Source organism: Ornithinibacillus salinisoli, from assembly GCF_042684965.1.
Taxonomy (GTDB): Bacteria; Bacillota; Bacilli; order Bacillales; family Amphibacillaceae; genus Ornithinibacillus; species Ornithinibacillus salinisoli.
In genome coordinates this window covers 1-19,519 of the sequence record NZ_JBHUMI010000042.1, presented here as the reverse complement: position 1 = coordinate 19,519, position 19,519 = coordinate 1, and the positions used below count along the sequence as shown (strand labels likewise).

General features: G+C 32.6%; 17 protein-coding genes. 11 read left to right on the top strand and 6 right to left on the bottom strand.

The window, feature by feature from the left end:
• Positions 1 to 654: 654 nt before the first annotated feature.
• Positions 655 to 2,577: an ABC-F family ATP-binding cassette domain-containing protein gene (locus tag ACFSTA_RS19165; protein WP_377558446.1), complete on the bottom strand. Its 1,923-nt coding sequence runs from the start codon at positions 2,575 to 2,577 to the stop codon at positions 655 to 657.
• 131 nt (positions 2,578 to 2,708) lie between these two features.
• Between ACFSTA_RS19165 and moaC the strand changes: the two genes are divergently transcribed.
• The 4 genes from moaC (at position 2,709) to ACFSTA_RS19145 (ending at position 6,954) form a co-directional block, all read left to right on the top strand.
• Positions 2,709 to 3,209 (top strand): cyclic pyranopterin monophosphate synthase MoaC, encoded by a 501-nt coding sequence (gene moaC, locus ACFSTA_RS19160; protein ID WP_377558445.1) that lies wholly within the window; start codon positions 2,709 to 2,711, stop codon positions 3,207 to 3,209.
• Complete coding sequence (locus ACFSTA_RS19155; protein WP_377558444.1) at positions 3,209 to 3,847, top strand: redox-sensing transcriptional repressor Rex; 639 nt, start codon at positions 3,209 to 3,211, stop codon at positions 3,845 to 3,847. The genes moaC and ACFSTA_RS19155 overlap by 1 nt, the downstream gene beginning before the upstream one ends.
• A 95-nt stretch (positions 3,848 to 3,942) precedes the next feature.
• On the top strand, positions 3,943 to 5,427 hold the full coding sequence (locus ACFSTA_RS19150) for a GGDEF domain-containing protein (protein WP_377558443.1): 1,485 nt from the start codon (positions 3,943 to 3,945) through the stop codon (positions 5,425 to 5,427).
• 108 nt (positions 5,428 to 5,535) lie between these two features.
• Complete coding sequence (locus tag ACFSTA_RS19145) at positions 5,536 to 6,954, top strand: MDR family MFS transporter (RefSeq protein ID WP_377558442.1); 1,419 nt, start codon at positions 5,536 to 5,538, stop codon at positions 6,952 to 6,954.
• 25 nt (positions 6,955 to 6,979) lie between these two features.
• Here the strand turns inward: ACFSTA_RS19145 and ACFSTA_RS19140 are convergent, their stop codons facing one another.
• Entirely contained in the window at positions 6,980 to 7,186 is a 207-nt protein-coding gene (locus tag ACFSTA_RS19140) for a YdiK family protein (protein ID WP_377558441.1), read from the bottom strand.
• A gap of 7 nt (positions 7,187 to 7,193) precedes the next feature.
• Entirely contained in the window at positions 7,194 to 7,919 is a 726-nt protein-coding gene (locus tag ACFSTA_RS19135) for a CPBP family intramembrane glutamic endopeptidase (protein WP_377558440.1), read from the bottom strand.
• 272 nt (positions 7,920 to 8,191) lie between these two features.
• On the opposite strand from ACFSTA_RS19135, the gene groES reads away from it, so the two are divergent.
• The 3 genes from groES (at position 8,192) to ACFSTA_RS19120 (ending at position 11,209) form a co-directional block, all read left to right on the top strand.
• Entirely contained in the window at positions 8,192 to 8,476 is a 285-nt protein-coding gene (gene groES, locus ACFSTA_RS19130) for a co-chaperone GroES (protein WP_377558439.1), read from the top strand.
• Between the two features lie 57 nt (positions 8,477 to 8,533).
• Positions 8,534 to 10,171 carry a chaperonin GroEL gene (gene groL / locus ACFSTA_RS19125; protein WP_377558438.1) on the top strand — a complete coding sequence of 546 codons (1,638 nt, stop codon included), beginning with the start codon at positions 8,534 to 8,536 and terminating at the stop codon, positions 10,169 to 10,171.
• 126 nt (positions 10,172 to 10,297) lie between these two features.
• Positions 10,298 to 11,209: a tyrosine-type recombinase/integrase gene (locus tag ACFSTA_RS19120; protein WP_377558437.1), complete on the top strand. Its 912-nt coding sequence runs from the start codon at positions 10,298 to 10,300 to the stop codon at positions 11,207 to 11,209.
• 112 nt (positions 11,210 to 11,321) lie between these two features.
• Here the strand turns inward: ACFSTA_RS19120 and ACFSTA_RS19115 are convergent, their stop codons facing one another.
• The 3 genes from ACFSTA_RS19115 to ACFSTA_RS19105 all read right to left on the bottom strand — a co-directional run bounded on the left by ACFSTA_RS19115 (position 11,322) and on the right by ACFSTA_RS19105 (position 14,234).
• On the bottom strand, positions 11,322 to 12,350 hold the full coding sequence (locus ACFSTA_RS19115) for an HNH endonuclease (protein WP_377558436.1): 1,029 nt from the start codon (positions 12,348 to 12,350) through the stop codon (positions 11,322 to 11,324).
• A 233-nt stretch (positions 12,351 to 12,583) separates the two neighbouring features.
• The gene (locus ACFSTA_RS19110; RefSeq protein ID WP_377558435.1) at positions 12,584 to 14,035 is read right to left on the bottom strand and encodes a TOTE conflict system archaeo-eukaryotic primase domain-containing protein; all 1,452 of its coding nucleotides are present in this window, start codon (positions 14,033 to 14,035) and stop codon (positions 12,584 to 12,586) included.
• Between the two features lie 19 nt (positions 14,036 to 14,054).
• The gene (locus ACFSTA_RS19105) at positions 14,055 to 14,234 is read right to left on the bottom strand and encodes a hypothetical protein (protein ID WP_377558434.1); all 180 of its coding nucleotides are present in this window, start codon (positions 14,232 to 14,234) and stop codon (positions 14,055 to 14,057) included.
• Positions 14,235 to 14,736: 502 nt separating this feature from the next.
• Between ACFSTA_RS19105 and ACFSTA_RS19100 the strand changes: the two genes are divergently transcribed.
• The 4 genes from ACFSTA_RS19100 to ACFSTA_RS19085 all read left to right on the top strand — a co-directional run bounded on the left by ACFSTA_RS19100 (position 14,737) and on the right by ACFSTA_RS19085 (position 19,350).
• Positions 14,737 to 15,300: a recombinase family protein gene (locus tag ACFSTA_RS19100; protein ID WP_377558433.1), complete on the top strand. Its 564-nt coding sequence runs from the start codon at positions 14,737 to 14,739 to the stop codon at positions 15,298 to 15,300.
• Between the two features lie 86 nt (positions 15,301 to 15,386).
• The gene (locus ACFSTA_RS19095) at positions 15,387 to 16,157 is read left to right on the top strand and encodes a GIY-YIG nuclease family protein (RefSeq protein WP_377558432.1); all 771 of its coding nucleotides are present in this window, start codon (positions 15,387 to 15,389) and stop codon (positions 16,155 to 16,157) included.
• Positions 16,158 to 16,480: 323 nt separating this feature from the next.
• Positions 16,481 to 18,196, top strand: coding sequence for an RNA-directed DNA polymerase (locus ACFSTA_RS19090; RefSeq protein WP_377558431.1), 1,716 nt, complete (start codon positions 16,481 to 16,483; stop codon positions 18,194 to 18,196).
• Positions 18,197 to 18,321: 125 nt separating this feature from the next.
• Positions 18,322 to 19,350: a hypothetical protein gene (locus ACFSTA_RS19085; protein ID WP_377558430.1), complete on the top strand. Its 1,029-nt coding sequence runs from the start codon at positions 18,322 to 18,324 to the stop codon at positions 19,348 to 19,350.
• The last annotated feature ends 169 nt before the right edge of the window (positions 19,351 to 19,519 follow it).

Here is a 19,519-nt window from a genome sequence, read left to right as displayed (position 1 = left end):
CAATATAAACAGCAAACAAAAGACGCATGGATCTTTATTTTCCAAGCGTCCTTTTTTTATATTGTTTTATTAAACTAAAGCCACCCTATAGTTTAATTAGAAATGTTACGTTTTTCTTCCAATTGGCTAATTCTCTTTTCGAGTTCCTCGATTTTTTTACTGGAATTTATGCCAGCGGTTATTACTTTTTTTATAACAATAAAAATCAGAAAACCTATTAGGAATAGAATTGCTAAACTTAGAAAAATATTTGTCAGATGAAAGTTAGACATAGACAGTTTTTCATCTCCTTTCTTCAAAAAAATCTGCACGTTAGTCATAAACATCTTCTTTCACTAAACTGAGTCGTTTAAGTGCAATTGTTCACATTCATATAATTATTTTAACATAATTATCCACTTTACTTGTATTTGTATGGAAAGTTAGCACAACAATTGGAGAGCGTTTTAGCAACCGAATTATGCAGTTGACAAGAGTTTATGTCTTCTTGTTAAATCGTGTCAATTTGCTTCCGTTTTGTGTATAAACGTTATTAAATCAACAAAAATAAGCAGTCCAATTTATATATTGATTGGACTGCTAAAAGTATTGATATTTTATATTTTGTACTTCAAAATAGAACCCGTTATTTTTCTTCATGTGGTTTTTTGTACATTAAACATCTTGTAGAGCGGTCCATTCTTCCATGAGCTTCTCTATCTCGTGTTTTAGCTCATTTGATTTATTTGTAAACTCTAAAGCTTTTTCATGGTCCTCATAAACTTCCGGCTCGGTCATTTTTTCTTCTAACGATGAGAGTTCTTCTTCCAGCTTTTCAATCGTTTCTTCCAGCTTAGCAATCTGGCGTTCTCGTTTTCGTTGCTCGCTTTGTAGCTTCTTTTCTTCTTTAAAGCTTCTTTTTTTGTCGTCTGCATGATCTGTTGTCTCTTCTGTTTCTTGTAACTTAATTAATTCCTCTTCTTCTTGTTTTTTCTCCATGTAGTAATCATAGTCACCTAAATACACGGTGACACCATCTTTTTGCATCTCAACGACCTGATCGGCTATCTTATTAATGAAATAGCGGTCATGTGATACAAAGATAATGGTCCCTGGAAAATCGATTAGTGCTGCTTCTAATACTTCCTTGCTATCAATGTCCAAATGGTTGGTAGGTTCATCTAGTACGAGTAAATTCGCTTTTTGCATGCGGAGCTTAGCTAATGCTAGTCGTGCTTTTTCGCCCCCACTTAACGAATTAACTGGTTTTAGTACATCATCTCCAGAAAATAGAAAATTTCCAAGTACCGTTCGAATATCTTTTTCATTAATATGAGGATATTCATCCCAAAGCTCATTTAAAACGGTTTTTGATGAATTTAAGTTCGCTTGCTCTTGGTCATAGTATCCGACTTGTACATTGGTGCCAAGCTGGATTTGACCAGAGGTTTGTGTTAACTTACCGATAATTGTTTTTAATAATGTAGTTTTTCCGACTCCGTTTGGCCCAACTAGAGCGATACTTTCACCACGGTTAATATGGAGCTTAAGATCTTTAAATAGTGGTTCGTTTTCATCATCGTATTGAAACGATAATTGATTTATTTTAAGCACGTCATTTCCACTTCGTTTATTTATTTGAAATGACATGGAAGCGGACGCTTCATCGCCAAGTGGTCTATCTAGTTTATCCATTTTCTCTAACTGTTTTCGCCGACTTTGAGCGCGCTTTGTAGTCGAAGCTCGTACAATATTTTTTTGGATAAACTCTTCCATTTTTTTAATTTCCGTTTGTTGCTTCTCAAATTCTTTTAATTCCTGTTCATAATTTAACGCTTTTTGTTGTAGGAAATCACTGTACGTTCCATGGTATTTTTTCGTATTGTGACGAGAGATTTCATATACAATTGAAACGGTCTTGTCTAGGAAATAGCGATCATGAGAAACAATGGTTACTGCACCGGGATAACTGACTAAGTAATTCTCAAGCCAGCTCAATGTTTCGATATCTAAATGGTTTGTAGGCTCATCTAGAATAAGTAATGCTGGTTTTGTGAGGAGTAATTTTCCTAGGGCTAACCTCGTTTTTTGGCCACCACTAAGCTCGTTTATCGGTGTTTGATCATCATAGTCCTGAAAGTTAAGTCCTGATAAGACAGCTTTTATATCAGCCTCATATCGATATCCACCATTATCCTCAAAAGACTGCTGCAAACTATCATAGTCTTTGAGTACCTTTTCATATTCTTTCTCTGACATTTTGTCTACTTCGATCATTTTCTTCTCTAGGATCCGTAATTCTTTTTCTTGAATGAGAAGAGATTCAAACACTTCCAACATTTCATTCCAAATTGTATTTCCAGATTCTAAACCAGTATGTTGAGACAAATAGCCGATAGTAAGATCTTTTGGCTTAAACAATTCTCCATCGTCATAGGATAGTTCATTTGCCATTATTTTAAGCAATGTTGATTTACCAGCGCCATTTCTTCCAACGATTGCAATTCTATCTTTATCTTTTATTTCAAGTTTTATATTTGATATTATTTCCTCTGCACCATAGGATTTTGAAATTCCGTTTAGTTGCATGATTATCATACGTTTTCACCTCAGATAGTATCAGTTTATCGTATTATGAAAGAGATAAGCAATACTATTTGTGAAAATAATCACGACTTCTAGTTGATTTTCTGATAAAATAGAGTTGATAATATATTGGAGATGAGCGTATGTCAGAGTTTACACATTTTAATGCTCAGGGCCGAGCGCAAATGGTTGATATTAGTGAAAAAAAAGAAACAGAAAGATTGGCAGTAGCTAGATCTAGTGTCTTTGTAACGGAAGAAATCTATAAGAAGATTACAGATCGTTCCATAGAAAAGGGAGATGTCCTTGCTGTAGCACAAGTGGCTGGTATTATGGCAGCAAAGAAAACCTCTGATTGGATCCCAATGTGTCACCCATTAGCATTAAAAGGAATTGATATTGCATTTCATTGGAATACGGATGACAAAATGTATGAATTGGAGATACAAGTAGCAGTAAAGACAAAAGGTAGTACTGGTGTTGAAATGGAAGCGTTAACCGCTGCTTCAGCAACAGCACTTACAATATATGACATGTGTAAAGCAATAGATAAAGGTATGGTAATTGGTAACACCTATTTACTTGAGAAAACTGGTGGAAAATCAGGAGACTTTTATCATCCGCAACTAGAGGAGGAAAACTAATGGATCAAAATAAAATACCACAAGCCACCGCTAAACGATTACCTTTATACTATCGATTTCTAAACAATTTGCAGCATCAAGGAAAAACACGTGTTTCTTCCAAAGAGCTAAGTGATGCGGTTAAAGTTGATTCGGCTACTATTCGTAGAGATTTTTCCTACTTTGGTGCATTAGGCAAAAAGGGTTATGGCTATAATGTGGAATATTTACTTGGATTCTTCCGAAAAACGCTTGACCAAGATGAGTTAACGGAAGTTGCCTTAATTGGTGTCGGTAACTTGGGAACCGCATTCCTTCACTATAATTTTGTCAAAAATAATAATACAAAAATTATGATGGCATTTGATACAGATCCCGATAAAATAGGAACGGAAATTGGTGGGGTACCTATTTATCATATCGATGAATTAGAAGAAAAAATTAATGGAGTGAAGGTAGCGATATTAACAATTCCAGCTAGCGAAGCGGATAGCGTTACAGAAAGATTGGTGTCAGAGGGGATTACTGGTATTTTAAATTTTACACCAGCCCGGATAACAGTACCTGATCATATTCGTGTCCACCATATTGATTTAGCAGTTGAATTACAGGCATTAGTATACTTCTTAAAACATTACCCATTAGATAAAAATGATTGAGGCTCACCAGGTGCCTGTCACCGACAAATTTCGACAAGTGACAGGCACTTTTTTATATTCGTCATTAGTTACTTCAAGAATGGGGGAGGAGCGGTGTGAAGTCTAACTTTAGATTGAAGTTATTTTTAGTTATGATTGTATTTGCTATCGTCATTTCTTTTACAATGGCTATCATAAACTATGTTAAAGAACGAGAACAAGCAATAGACCAAAATCAATTACAAGCACAGCAAATAGAAGATATTGTGTATGATTCTATTCGGATGATCGATAAGGCATATAGTATTATTGATCAGGATACAACTCAAAATATGGAAGAGAATTCGAGGATTCTATTAGATAAATATGAAGATAACCCAAATTTTAACACATGGAATTTTAAGAAATTAAAAGATGATCTTGGTATGGATGTCTATATAATTAATGATAAGAACGTGATCACACATAGTAGTTTTAAACCTGATCTTGGACTAGACTTTTCACAATGTTGTAATGAATTTTCGCAATTATTAGATGAAAGACGAGTATCAGAGGAGATTCACATTGATGGGATGGATTTGCAGCAAAAAACGGGAGAAATAAAGAAATTTAGCTATGTTCCAACCCCGGATAAGAAGTATTTAATAGAATTGGGCTATGCGTTAGAGGACGGGATGATCTTTCAAGAATTTAATTTTTTTCATAAGATAAATGAATTAGTCGAGCAGTATCCCATGTTAAATGAAATAAATATATTAAATACCGATGGTTTTATATTTGGGAAATCCACCGAAGAAGAACATTTACCAGCAAATCGAAAGGAAATATTTAATCAGACAGTTAAAGGGAAGAATTCCGGAGAAATAGAAAGTGATTGGCATGGTGAACAAGCGTTATATAGGTATGTTTTTTATAGTGCTGATAAAAATAGGGGGATCTCAACTAATAGAGTTTTGGAGATAATTTATAACGAAAATGAATTACAATCTATCTTGAGTAAAAATACGAAATTATTCATTATTCAGCTACTTATCGTGTTAAGTGTCACTATTATTCTCGCCTTAATAATAACAAAGTGGGTTGCAAGGCCAATGTATCTTGCTTTTCATGATAGTTTAACTGGGGTAAAGAACCGTGCAGCGTTTGATGAATGTATCCAAGTGGCAATAAATAATCAAAATTGGTTCGCATTATATATGTTAGATTTAGACAATTTTAAATTAGTCAATGACAAATTAGGGCATGACCAAGGTGATTATGTGTTAATACTTATTGCTCAGACGATTCAGTCTGCAGTTCCACATAATGGACTAACGTTTAGGCTGGGTGGAGATGAATTTGCTGTTATACTTCCAGTAGAAGAACTTCAGCAAGTAGAAGAGGTGGCACATAATATAATAGAAAAGTTAAAAGCATCCCTTCACCAGCATGAATATCTAGCTGATTTGAATGTTACCGCTAGTATTGGAATAGCAATGGCTCCAGAAAATGGTATGGATGCCGAAATGCTAACAAAAAAAGCTGACATAGCCCTGTACAAAGCAAAAGAAAAAGGAAAAAACCAATATTGGTGCCTGTCACTAGCAAATTCATTAGACTAAAAAAATAGGTGCCTGTCACTGTCAAAATTCGACAAGTGACAGGCACCTATTTTTTTGGTAGGCTAAAAGTAGTTCGTTACTCGAAATAATTTACTGCTGGAGGATATTATGGGAAAAATTCATCAAAAATGGTTAGTTGTTATAGCTGTATTATTCGGTACGTTTACCGTAATTTTAAATAACAGTATGTTAAATCCTACATTGCCTAGATTTATGGAAATGTTTGAAGCGGATGCAGTTGAAGTTAGTTGGTTATTAACGATCTTCATGGTAGCTATGGGGATGATCATGCCTGTAACTGGTTTTTTAGGTGATCGGTTTGGTAAAAAGCAGGTATATATCACCGGTCTTATCATATTTTTACTAGGATCTATCTCAGGTGCACTTGCCTCCACACTACCAATGATCATTATTTCTCGTGCTATTCAGGGAATGGCCGGTGGCTTAATGATGCCGATTGCGATGGCGCTTATCTTCCATGCATTTCCTCGACATGAGCGTGGAGTTGCTGTTGGGACTTATGGTGTTGCTGCAATGGTTGCACCAGCAATTGGACCGACAGTTGGAGGAATAGTCGTGGAATATTTCACATGGGAGTTTCTTTTTGTGTTTAATATTCCGTTTGCTATCGCAGGTATATTGTTTTGTGCTAAATATCTTAAACCGACAGAGAAAGATCGTAATTTAAAATTCGATAAGGTTGGATTTCTACTTATTACACTTGGGGTAGGGGCAATTTTATTTGCTTTAGGTCGAGGTTCAACCATGGAACTTTTACTTTCACCTTTAAGTATGTTCCTTATCGTTTCGGGACTTATTTTAATTACTATTTTTGTGAAATACGAAAATAAACAAGAACAGCCATTATTACATGTAGCTATTTTTAAAATTCCTACCTATTCCGTATCAATAGTCGTGACAGCGACCGCTTCGATAGGGTTGTTCTCTGGACTATTTCTTTTGCCGTTACTTATACAAAACGTCTATGGACTTGGCGAAATTAAAACCGGGTTATTGTTTTTACCTGCTGCTTTAATAAGTGGTGTGTTCATGACATTGGGTGGAAAAATATTGGATAAAAAAGGTCCGAAATTTGTTGTACCTGTTGGATTATTTATTTTAGGAAGCTTTACATTGGTACTTGGCTTCAATACTTTATCGACTTCTTTTTGGTTTATTCTTCTGATAAACGTTATCCGAAGTGCAGGACTTGGAATGTGTAATATGCCAGCAACAACTGCGGGTATGAATGCTATACCTGATCATCAGGTAGCCCAAGGATCAGCAATGAATAATGTGATCCGACAAATATTTTCATCATTTGGGATTGTTTTCTTCTCAATTTATTATGAAGTTCGTCGTGCACAGTTGTTTGCGTTAGATTTAGAAATGCAAGCTGCAACACTACAAGCGTTAAATGAAGCATTCCTAATATCTGGTGTTGTCATTCTACTTGTCGTACCAATTTCATTTGTGCTTAAAGGAACAAAAGAAATAAAAGAATTAGAAAAACAGAAAGCTAGCTAAAAAGGAGTAGCACGATATGATCGTGCTACTCCTTTTTTTTATCGCGTTTGATACGAACGTGAATTCGAATTAAACGTATTCCAACCCCAAAATCTAGTGTAGCAAATGCTGCAAATAAAACTGTGGTAAAGTTCCAAATTGATCGACCATTTGCGCTCTGTAGGGCGATGTACATAAATAAAAATCCCATTGCAAAATAAATAAAGGCCATTGTTTTAGGTGAAAATCTCATGTTGATACTATCCTCCAATTAAAATCATCAGTGTTTGATCTAACTGTTTACGCATTCGTTCTAAATCCTCTGGGTCTAAATTGTATTGTACGAGAACAGAAATAGTATTCAAAGTCATATGTACAATAATCGGTACAATAATACGCTCTGTTTTTACATATAAAAAGGCAAATACAAACCCGACCGATGCATAGATAAGTAAGTGTTCTGGTTCTCCGTGGATTATTCCAAAAATAAAAGCGGAAAGCAGGGCTGCAAAGAAAAAGTTCATTCGCTTATAAAATGTACCAAAGATAATTTTACGAAAGATTACTTCTTCTAAAATAGGTGCAATAACTGCAGGGATAATCATGAATAGTGGGATAGCCCTAGTAACACCAACAATAAGCTCGGCATTTTCTGATCCCATTTCAATACCAAAGATCTCTCTTTCAATAACCCCAGCGATTCCTTGTGCAAAGTATGCCATAAACAATCCAAGAATTGACCATAGTATAATTACGGGAACCTTATTCGTATTATCCCTTGCTTGTCCTATTTTCATATCAGGTTTCATTAAAATTAACACAATAATGAGTCCAACAACAAAACTGAAAATAGACCAATAAACAGAAACAATGGATAGTGTTTCCTCACCCAGGTTGGTCGTCAATTTTAGAAAAGATACAAAGACAACACCAGAAAGTTGCATAATAATATAAGTGGTAATGACCCACCAATAACGATTTGTCACGATGACATCTCCTTTTAGTTTGCATCTTGATTGAATATTTTAAGTGAAAGTCACATAATATATATTCGTTTGAAAAGTTCGATTGTATTTTATCATATTACAAGCTAACATAATAATAGAACGTTTCCATGAAATTATCATAAAGTCAAAAAAATAGAAGTACATTACTTGCATTTCGAATTAAAATTATTTATTATAATAATTGGCATTAGCACTCGATACCTTTGAGTGCTAACAAAAAATAAAGATTAGGAATTAAGGAGGTTGTCTACATGATTAAACCACTAGGAGATCGAGTTGTTATTGAACTTGTAGAGCAAGAGGAAACAACAGCGAGCGGTATCGTACTTCCAGACTCTGCAAAAGAAAAACCACAAGAAGGGAAAGTAATTGCAGTAGGTTCTGGTCGCGTAACAGAAAACGGAGAAAAAGTATCTCTTGAAGTTTCTGAAGGAGATCGCGTTATTTTCTCAAAATTTGCTGGTACAGAAGTGAAATATGATGGCACAGAATACTTAATTCTTCGTGAAAATGACATTTTAGCAGTTGTAAGCTAAACTATTTTTAACATATCATAACATAATTTTTTCCAAATATTAAGGAGGGCATTTCCTATGGCTAAAGAAATAAAATTTAGTGAAGACGCACGTCGCGCAATGCTTCGTGGTGTGGATACATTAGCAGATGCTGTAAAAGTAACTTTAGGACCAAAAGGTCGTAATGTTGTATTAGATAAAAAGTTCGGCTCACCACTAATTACAAATGATGGTGTAACTATTGCTAAAGAAATCGAATTAGAAGATGCATTTGAAAACATGGGTGCACAACTAGTATCTGAAGTTGCATCTAAAACAAATGATGTTGCTGGTGATGGTACAACTACTGCAACTGTATTAGCACAAGCGATGATTCGTGAAGGATTGAAAAACGTAACTGCTGGTGCAAACCCAGTTGGCGTTCGTCGTGGAATCGAAAAAGCAGTTACAACTGCTGTTACAGAATTAAAATCTATTTCTCAACAAGTAGAAAGTAAAGAAGCAATCGCTCAGGTTGCAGCTATTTCTTCTGGTGATGAAGAAGTAGGTAAACTTATTGCTGAAGCAATGGAGCGTGTAGGTAATGACGGCGTTATTACCATTGAAGAATCAAAAGGCTTCAATACAGAGCTAGAAGTTGTAGAAGGTATGCAATTTGACCGTGGATACGCTTCTCCATACATGGTTACTGACCAAGATAAAATGGAAGCTGTATTAGAAGATCCGTATATCTTAATTACAGATAAGAAAATCGGTAGCATCCAAGAAGTATTGCCAGTACTAGAGCAAGTTGTTCAACAAGGTAAACCACTTCTATTAATTGCGGAAGATGTAGAAGGGGAAGCACTTGCAACATTAGTATTGAACAAACTTCGTGGTTCATTTAACGCTGTAGCTGTAAAAGCTCCAGGATTTGGTGATCGTCGTAAAGCAATGCTTGAAGATATTGCTGTTTTAACTGGTGCAGATGTAATTACAGAAGATCTTGGTCTAGATCTAAAGAGTGCTACAATTGAACAATTAGGTCGTGCATCTAAAGTTGTTGTTACAAAAGAAAATACAACAATTGTTGAAGGATCAGGTAACCCTGAAGCTATTTCTTCACGTGTAGCTCAAATTCGTGCACAAGCAGAAGAATCTACTTCTGATTTTGATAAAGAAAAATTACAAGAACGCCTTGCTAAATTAGCTGGTGGTGTAGCAGTAGTTAAAGTTGGTGCTGCAACAGAAACAGAATTAAAAGAACGTAAACTTCGTATTGAAGATGCTTTGAACTCAACTCGTGCAGCAGTTCAAGAAGGTATCGTTTCTGGTGGTGGTACTGCACTTGTAAACGTACATGCGAAAGTTTCTGAACTAACTCTTGAAGGTGACGAAGCAACTGGTGCTAGCATCGTACTTCGTGCACTAGAAGAGCCAGTACGCCAAATCGCACACAATGCTGGTCTTGAAGGATCAATCATTGTTGAGCGTCTAAAAGGTGAAGCTGTAGGTGTTGGTTTTAATGCTGCAACTGGCGAGTGGGTAAACATGGTTGATGCTGGTATCGTTGATCCTACAAAAGTTACTCGTTCTGCATTACAAAATGCAGCATCTGTAGCAGCAATGTTCTTAACTACAGAAGCAGTAGTCGCTGACAAGCCTGAAGAAGACGGCGGCGCTGGCGGCGGAATGCCTGATATGGGCGGCATGGGTGGAATGGGCGGCATGATGTAATAGGCTTTAAGCCTTCATCTTGAGAAATAGTTAATGCTATTTTTCACCCATTTTGTGAACTAGTCATGTAAATGATTTTTTTCTAAAGTATAGACTACTTCCTAATTACAAGGAGGTAGTCTTTTTATGTTGTTAAAGTTTGCTTTTCAGGATTTTTTGGATGAAAGACGTTTCAAAAATACAACCCAAACAAACATAAGGAATTATCAGACGTTGCTTGGAGAATTTATCAACTATTGCATTGATAATGAAGTAGTAAATGTGGAGGACGTTAATTACAGTCACATTAAGCAATATCTTTGGAAATGCCAAGAGAAAGGAAACCAAGCAGGAACCATTAACACGAAACTAATGAGAATTAGAGCATTTTTAAATTACATGGTTGAATGTGAGGTCATTAAGAAAAATCCAGCACACAAGGTGAAAAGACAGAAAGAAGATATAAAGATTGATGTATTTTCTGACGAGCAAATTAGACAGATGTTGAGTTTTTACAGACGTATTAAACAACGTGAGAAAAGTTATGTGGCTTACAGAGATTATATGATGATTGTTCTAATACTAGGTACTGGAATCCGAAGAGGGGAGATAATCAATTTTAAATGGTCGGATATAGACTTTGTTAATTATAATATTTCAGTATTTGGTAAAACACGGAGAAAAGAAACAGTACCAATTACAGAAAAATTATCAAAGGAACTAGCTGGATATAAGACATTCTGCTCACAATACTGGGGTAAATTGAGTGATTATGTATTTGTAAAAAGAGATAATACACAATTAACTCAAAATGCGATAATGATGATTTTCCGATACCTTCAAGATAAGATGAACTTTAAAGATGTGCGTGTATCAGCACATACTTTTCGTCATACATTCTGTCACAGACTTGCTATGTCGGGAATGAGTGCATTTGCAATTCAAAAGCTAATGCGACACCAAAACATTAGTGTAACCATGCGTTATGTTGCAATGTGGGGTAATGAATTGAGAGAGCAAAATGACAAATATAATCCTTTAAATTCACTGGATGTATAAAATATGAATGTTATAGTAAACATCCGTTCCGTGATAATTGTCTTAAACCAGATTGAAAAACCTAAGAAGCGAGATTTCTGCTTCTTAGGTTTTGTTATTACTTTGTGAATCATTATATATTGATGTTGTTTTTTAATTCCTCAATTGATATAATAGGACTTCTATGTATCATTCTGTGACAGTTAGAACATAACATAACAATATCTTCTATTCTAGTCTTTTCTCTATCTTTCATCTTAGAAATAGGTTTAGTGTGGTGTGCTTCAATGAAGTCCTTTCCTCGCTCACCATATAGCTTTTCAAAATTAATTCCACAGACTTGGCAGAATAGTTCTCCATATTTTTTCTTAAAATCCTTTTTAGCATCAATAATTACTTTGCTGTTCCGCTCTCTAAATCTATGTACCTTATATGCTTCTTTTCCTTCTGGGTATTCTTTGATTTCCATACCATATTCACTATTGTCATATATATAAGTAAGGTTATTGAGGTGTATTAGTGCCTTAATAATAACTTCAACATTATTATCATTTATCGTAGAAAGAAGTCGAATTGCTTCATCAACACTTATTCCATTAAAGATTCCTTTATGTGTATCTTGTAATCCTATGAAATGAAGTATCCCCATGGATTGATAACCACGACTGTAATTTGGGTCAATATTAATAACATTTTCGTCAATCCATCTATGGCTACGCTCGTTAAACAGATATTCAAAAATAACCTTAGAGTGTATATCAATATCGTAATTATTATATTCTCTATTTCTACTATTCGGTTTTAAAGTAGGGAAGGAGAAATCAATACTATTTAAAAACATTTCTATATTTTTTTGTAGTTCATTATTTGTATCTTTATGCCAAGGTCTATTTCTATTTTGTTTGTAATGAACCATACTAACCATATTTGTGTTTAGAGCTAATGGGTTATGCTTATAAAGTTTTTCTAGTCCTACAAATTTAGCTTTATTTAGACCGTCTTCGTAGCCTTTGTATTTTGTTTTATGATTTTCTAATAAAAGTAATTTATAATGATTCTCCTTTATTTTTACAGTAATTATATAATAATCAGTATTCTTACCAAATGCGTATTCCCTCTTAGAAATGCTTTCGTTATATTTATTTGAGTTAAAGCCTTCCAATTTAATCCCACCTAAATGAATTAATTGGGTTGATTATACCACGTGGATATTTAGAAATCTAAATAAAATTCAGATTTTATTGGGTTGACTAAAATTCCGTGTTGTACAAAATGACCTATAATACATTATTTATATATAGTAATCGCAGAGCGATGCTAATATGTATTTAGAGCAGTTAGCTTTTAGAATGTAAGGAAGCCATCAGCATATAAATCTCTATTTAAATTATAAACTTAGACGACAATACTTTCATATTGTCGTCTAGGTAACATTACTTTTAGCACCTTACGTTCAATTAAATAAATCACACAATCACTAAACGTCGCACTATAATTTTCATTCTCAATATCAATAGTGAATATTTGTTTGTTTTCTTTTTCTTCTTTAATATTTACTTTATATTTGTTTGGTTTCTTTTTATGTGTACCTTCTTGTTTCTGATTACGTTCAACGATATCAATTGCATTTATTTCAACAAGTTTCTTAATTAATCGTCTAGTAGTCTTTTCTGCAAGACCACTAGCTTTTGCCATTTGCTCAAAAGTCATATAAAAAACGCCACTCTGATTTGAGTAGCGTTTACTATGGATTAACATACAGTAGGCGAGTAGTTTTTCATTCTTGCTTTTACATGTCTGTATAACCTGTAATATTTCATTGTAGGTGATAACAACCTCGCTTTTTTCGACTGTTAATTGTACATCATTTGCAAAAACGTAGGTTGAAATATGTTCTATATCCTTCAAACAAATATCCCATTTACTTGTATATAATCTTGTGTCTTGCCATTTCATCCAATTTAATAATTCTTGTTTGGTTTGTTCTCGGCTTAATCCTTTCCACTTGAAATATTTAGCTAACTTAAAAAGACTATTATTTCTTGTGCCAGTCATACTTAATCCATTTGTTAATATGTTCTCAATCTGTTCCACCGTTTCCTCTTTATCTATGTTTTGTTTATAGATAGGAAGGGGCTTATACTTCTGTTCAATATACTCCTCTGCTTTGTCAACTTCAATTACATCTTCTTCCAATAGAATATCTTTTTCTCGTACCAGAATGTCATAGATAACTCGCGAATCCATTTGCTCAATCTTCAATATGTAATTGTACGAGCGTACTGGTTCCAATCTCTTATCATAATTGACATACCAACACCGCTTATTACCCTTTGTTTTAAAGTGTCTTCCTAAAGGTAGTTTTACACCTTGATTTGCTGTTGGTCTAAATTCAACGGCGCCATAGTCTATATCTAACAAATCAGCGTTATTTAGTACTCTTGTGTAAAATTCTTTAAGTAAATAATTTTCAATTGGTTGATTGAAAAATATCTCTACATGATAACCTTTATTGCCACTATGCGAAATATGAATGTAATTGTCTGGAACACCTATCTCAGTAAGGGAATGAACAACTTTATAAGTAGTCCATTTTGCTTTTAAATCATCTTTTACATCTACATCAAAACAGATAAACTTACTTGCTCTTTTAGTAGAAAAGACACCAAAGGTTGCTTTGCCCTCTAGGTGTCTTTGAACAATATAATCATTAAGTGGAAATGCCTTGCCGCCTTTTGATGTGTCAGTGGTTATATAATTCCCTTTGTTATTTAAAACTAAATATTTTGACCGTTTAATAATGTATAATTCGTTTATTTTATTAATAATTTCCTTAAGATTATTCATTCGATTACCTCCAAGATTTTTATTTCGATTTTTTATATAAATCTAATGCTTGTTGCAAGTTGTCCCCTTTAGGGAATAGTGTAAACATCTTTTTTGTTGTAGGTTCAATTGCAGTTGTAATTGAGTAAATGCCTTGTGCCTTTATGAACTTTGCAACATTAGCGTTGTAACAGAAAAAAATATCCTTTTTTGTAATCATGGAATCCCCCTTTTGTGATGTATCTAAAAAGTCTGCGTTCATAGGTTGGTGATAAAATTAATAGTGTTTATCAGTGGTTTTGTTATCAAATTTTGGATTTTTAGTGATTTTGAAAATTTATATAAAACTCCTTTTTGGAAAAGGAGTGAAAGTGGGATTGGTGTCCTTCAATATTAAACATGTTTAATAGTATCTGTTTTTCTGATTTTGGCAGGGAGGATATTTCTTTAAACCTGAATAGTATTTTTATCATTTGCGTGTCGTGAAAATTACGACAGGGGTTTATGAGCAGATGTGCTAATAGAGGAATTGCATTTGTTAGAGTATCTATTCCTGTAAACAATCCCGACTACTTATGAAAGCTTATTGTTTATTAAGGTACACCTTTATAAACTCCATAAATCGACCTTTACATGTGTTTTTAAACGTACCTTGGTAATTTAATAAACGTTTATAAAATTATGGACGCCTTTCTAGCCAAGACCAGAACATTGATAGACAAATGAAAGAAATGGAAGGCTTGGGGTTAGGTGAACGGGATATATTTATAGACAAAGCAAGTGGAAAGGATTTTGAACGACCTCAATATAATGCGTTAAAACAATGTTTGCGAAAAGGTGACTTGCTTTATGTAAAATCAATTGACAGATTGGGAAGAAATTCTAAGGATATAAAGAAAGAATGGGAAGAAATCACTCAGGAGATTAAAGCAGACATAAAGGTTATTGATATGCCTTTACTTGATACAACACAACATAAAGATACATTAGGAACATTTGTCGGTGATTTAGTGTTGCAGGTGCTTTCTTTTATGGCAGAACAGGAGAGGGAAAACATTCGTCAACGCCAGCGTGAAGGGATTGAAATAGCTAAAGCAAAGGGGAAGCATTTAGGCAGACCGAAATTGAGTTTGCAAACACTAAGTAAGAAGCAAAAAGAAATACTTGAAACAAACTATCCAAAATGGAAAGAAAAAAAAATAACAGGTGTTCAATTTATGAAAGAACTTGGTTTGAAAAAGAACTCCTTTTATAAAATTATTAAAGAGCATGAGAAGGATTTTTAATGAAAAGGACAATTAGTAAGCCAATGAATTAAAAATCTAGTAAAGAAAATCAAATGATTTGATAATTAAAGGAGATGTTTGAATCTATGTTCGGTACAATTATACAGGATGCTTATAAAAAGCATGAACTTAATGAGATAGTTGATGCACTAGGTGAATTATGTAATCCTAATGACACTTATGGATGGGCTTCGGCTGGAATTTATTGTTTTTGGGATTATCATACTAAAGAAGTACTTTATATTGGGTTAGCAGTAGATTTAACAGAAAGATTTAAACAACATAATGGAATAATTCCAATGGATTTAAATGCTTGTAAGTACGAACAGATAACAAGCTATTTTGAAGAGAGAGAGAAGATTGGGTATTCAGTTTTTTTGCAATCACCGTTAAGTCAACCTGTTGTAAGAAAAAATATTTATAAGTGGTTTAATTATAATCCGGAAGAGTTTTCTATTGCTGATTTTACCAATGAACAGTCAAAAAATGATTTACGAAGACTAGAAGGAATATTGATTGAAGCATTTCGTCAAAAACATGGCGCACTTCCAAAGTGGAATCGTGTTTCAGGAAGTATAGATGGGCAAAGAGCAACTCTAAGCGGGAACTACGAAATAATTAGAGATATGACTAACCAAAGGTTATCGCCACTGGTTTCGCGTTCAACATTAAGAGAGTTGGCTAGTAATCCAACCTATACATGGTATGAAAACTTTATTCATGGAATTAGACAGATGATATTATTTTTTGGTATGTCATTTAATGAAGCACTACCATTTATTTTGAAAACGGATTCTCTAAAAACATACGAAAGAATAGAACAGGAAGCTTACCTGAAAAAAACCTTTGTTCTATAGTAACTGTTTTAGCGGAAAGTAAATAAAAAGACAAAATGAATGAATGTTATGTTATGTATTACTAAATTAATATGGTAAATCAAATGTAGGGTTTTAATGACATTGATAAAACACGAGGATTACTAGAAAGATTAGGAACTTATAATGGTGTCTTTTCTTTAGAATGCATTTTCATAGTTGCAATATCCGGTGGGAAATTATTAAATCGAAAAATTATTTTGTAATTGTTATAATTAGGTAACTAATATGTCGGTAGTTATGTATCAATATATTACTATTAATGCGGGAAGTATAAAATTATTATTTATGAAAAGGTGAAGAAGATGACTACTAAAAAAGTGTCGTTAAAAAAAATTCTAAATGAGTATAAGTTTGGAAGATATTTTTCTATGAGTTATCTAATTAAGTACGGTTACTTTGACTTTAAATATAATTCCAAACAACATGAAGAAGATTATATTTTGTCTAATATCGTATTTAAAAAGGTATTTAATACTAATGAGTTAAATGATAGATATATAGAAATTGAAAAACTAGTAAACTTTAAATCAAAAAAAGAAACTGTACCTGTTGAACTTTCAATCTATAAGAATGAGGATGAAAGAAGAATATATAAATTACCAAACATTTACTCTTATATTTGTCTTTGTAGACACCTTTCTGAGTATAAAGACATATACATAGAAATTTTAGGGTCTAGTAATAAGTCTTTATCAAAGGATTTTTATAGTTCTTCTTTTTTAACAGGTAAAATTAAGCGAGAGGATAATAGAATAGGAAAAAGAAAGCTTTTCAAAACCGATATACTAAACTTTTATCCAAGTATATATACCCATTCAATCCCATGGGTTTTAGTAGGTAAAACTGAAGCAAAAAGAAATAGGAATAAAAAAGGGGAATATTATAATGTCTTAGATACTTTAATTCAGAAGTGTCAGCTAGGGGAGACCCATGGAATACCTACTGGAAGTTTTGCTTCCAAGTTAATAGCTGAAATTTATATGTGTAAAATAGACGAAAAATTAAGTGAGTATCAATATGTTAGATATGTTGATGATTTTGAATTTCCTTACAATGATGAAAGTGAAAAAAGTAAATTTTATAGAGATTTAAATAAAACACTGAATAGTATAAATTTAAAGGTTAAGGTTGAAAAGAATCAAATAGATTCATTTCCTTTTCAAGATAGTAATAATCTAGCTTTTTTCTTCGATTATTTTACTAGAACTAACGAAACAATAAAAAATCAACAGAAAAGGATATATAATTTCATTGAAGAAAGTATTTTCAAAGAAAGGGAAGGGTATAAAGGTTCATTAATATTGATGTTTAAAGCATTAAAAGAGAGTTTAAGTAAAGGTCAGTTACACCAGGATGCTTTTACGACACCTATGTTAAATAAATTATTTAACTTAGTTTTAATGAGACCAAGTTTGTCTGTAAATTACTTGGAATTTGTAGATGTTTTGGAAGAGGAGAAAATTGAGAATGAATTAAAACATGGAATAATAAATATTCAATCACAAATTCGAGAAAATATAAGTCAATATATTGATTTAAATTATAGCCAAGAGTTATTTTCATTATTGAGTATATTTTACTATCTAGATATCCTGACAGTTTGTTCTAATCACCAATTACTAAAAATAATAAAAGAAATGGATGATTTAAGTTCAATTCTATCATTTGAAATCCTGTTAAATGATAAAAGTAATATTAATGAAGTCCTCTTCGAAACAATTGAAACTAAGCTTGAAAATTCTAGTTCATGGGAGGAAGAGTTCTGGCTTTTTAAGTATCATGTTCTACACAAAATTAATAAAGATAAAAGGTCAAAGTTATACAAAGATTATAAGAATTATATATACAATAAATATAATAATGGTGTTGTGAAGTCGAAATTTTTCGATAAGAAGAACCTAAAGTGTATTAGTTCACCAATTAATGTGGAATGGCAACATATAAATAGTGACCAAGATATTTCAAAGTTTTTTAAGGTTTTATTGGAGAAGAAATTATGTTTTATTCAAATAAATTAAATTATGGTAATTTGATGTCTAATATATATACAGGATGGCTATATAAAATAATTACATTTCATTAATGTAATTTCTTTTAAAGAAGTACTTGTATAAATGTATTATGCACAAAGGGGGGACATTACATGAAAGAAAAAAGGGAGATTGATAGAACTACAAGATTCCTCGTAACGTTGACACTTTTTGGTGGGACATGGTTTGTTTTTAGGGGAATTATAGAAGTATGGGCTAACACATTTTCAGAGATAGTTTATGCCAAGGGGATAATAAGCCATGAACACATATTATGGATGAGTTTATTAATAGTAATGGTTGCAATTACGGGCTCGGTATTAAAATATGTATATTTAGAATATAATACATACAGACATTTTGCCAAAAGTGAACAGCAGCTGGATTCTATTAAAAAGGCAGATAGTAGTTTTGATGGTATTTTCACAATGATAAAAATATCATTTGTTTTTATTATTATATTAAATTTTTTAACACTATTTATTAGTGAGATAAAAATATTAACTTTTTTAGTTTTATCTATAATTGGAATATGTGCTGGAATCCTATATAAATACACTTTGAAAAACAAGATTAAAAGATTTTTTATTAAAACTAATATACATAAATTATATACAAAAGCAAAATTAAGTCAGTTATGGTTTATTCTTTATATCTTTTTAATTATATTGGTTCTTAGTCTGGCATTAATTATGGTATCATTCGATAGTAATCAAGAAGTAGAAATTAATATAGTGGACACAAACTCTGTACCTTTAATAATAACCTTAAACAATTATGATAATCCAACCATGGAAATTAATATTTTTAGAGAGAACAACCCGAATGATAATATAAATTTGACTGTAGGAGAAAATGAATTTCAAAGAAGCTTAATTGAAGTTTATGAAACAAACTTAACCAATGAAAATTTCTTAATTAAAAGTAGTAACAATAATAAATTTCCTATTAGTCAAAATAAAGATATCTATCAATACAACTTAGAATTAGGTGAATATTTATTAGAGGGAAAAAACGTATTAGAAATATTTGTATTTTCCGAGGGGAATATTAGTAAGAAAACCGTTCATATAATTACCGAAATTTGTATAGAAGGGGATAAAGTAGAAATACCTCAAAAATCTTTTAAAGTAAATCCATAGAATATCATAATAGAACATATAATAATTTAACCTACTTAAGTCTATAAATGCTAGTTTATAAATGTACATAAATGATCATTTAAGAATGTACAACTCTGATCGATAAATGCATACTGAATTTGGGGTGAGGAGAATGCATTTATCGATTAATTTAACAACGGACTTTAAA

Coding starts and splice junctions, on each gene's coding strand:
- ACFSTA_RS19165 (WP_377558446.1), bottom strand. CDS start 2,577: ATGATAATCATGCAACTAAACGGAATTTCAAAATCCTATGGTGCAGAG.
- moaC (WP_377558445.1), top strand. CDS start 2,709: ATGTCAGAGTTTACACATTTTAATGCTCAGGGCCGAGCGCAAATGGTT.
- ACFSTA_RS19155 (WP_377558444.1), top strand. CDS start 3,209: ATGGATCAAAATAAAATACCACAAGCCACCGCTAAACGATTACCTTTA.
- ACFSTA_RS19145 (WP_377558442.1), top strand. CDS start 5,536: ATGGGAAAAATTCATCAAAAATGGTTAGTTGTTATAGCTGTATTATTC.
- ACFSTA_RS19140 (WP_377558441.1), bottom strand. CDS start 7,186: ATGAGATTTTCACCTAAAACAATGGCCTTTATTTATTTTGCAATGGGA.
- groES (WP_377558439.1), top strand. CDS start 8,192: ATGATTAAACCACTAGGAGATCGAGTTGTTATTGAACTTGTAGAGCAA.
- groL (WP_377558438.1), top strand. CDS start 8,534: ATGGCTAAAGAAATAAAATTTAGTGAAGACGCACGTCGCGCAATGCTT.
- ACFSTA_RS19120 (WP_377558437.1), top strand. CDS start 10,298: ATGTTGTTAAAGTTTGCTTTTCAGGATTTTTTGGATGAAAGACGTTTC.
- ACFSTA_RS19110 (WP_377558435.1), bottom strand. CDS start 14,035: ATGAATAATCTTAAGGAAATTATTAATAAAATAAACGAATTATACATT.
- ACFSTA_RS19105 (WP_377558434.1), bottom strand. CDS start 14,234: ATGATTACAAAAAAGGATATTTTTTTCTGTTACAACGCTAATGTTGCA.
- ACFSTA_RS19100 (WP_377558433.1), top strand. CDS start 14,737: ATGAAAGAAATGGAAGGCTTGGGGTTAGGTGAACGGGATATATTTATA.
- ACFSTA_RS19095 (WP_377558432.1), top strand. CDS start 15,387: ATGTTCGGTACAATTATACAGGATGCTTATAAAAAGCATGAACTTAAT.
- ACFSTA_RS19090 (WP_377558431.1), top strand. CDS start 16,481: ATGACTACTAAAAAAGTGTCGTTAAAAAAAATTCTAAATGAGTATAAG.
- ACFSTA_RS19085 (WP_377558430.1), top strand. CDS start 18,322: ATGAAAGAAAAAAGGGAGATTGATAGAACTACAAGATTCCTCGTAACG.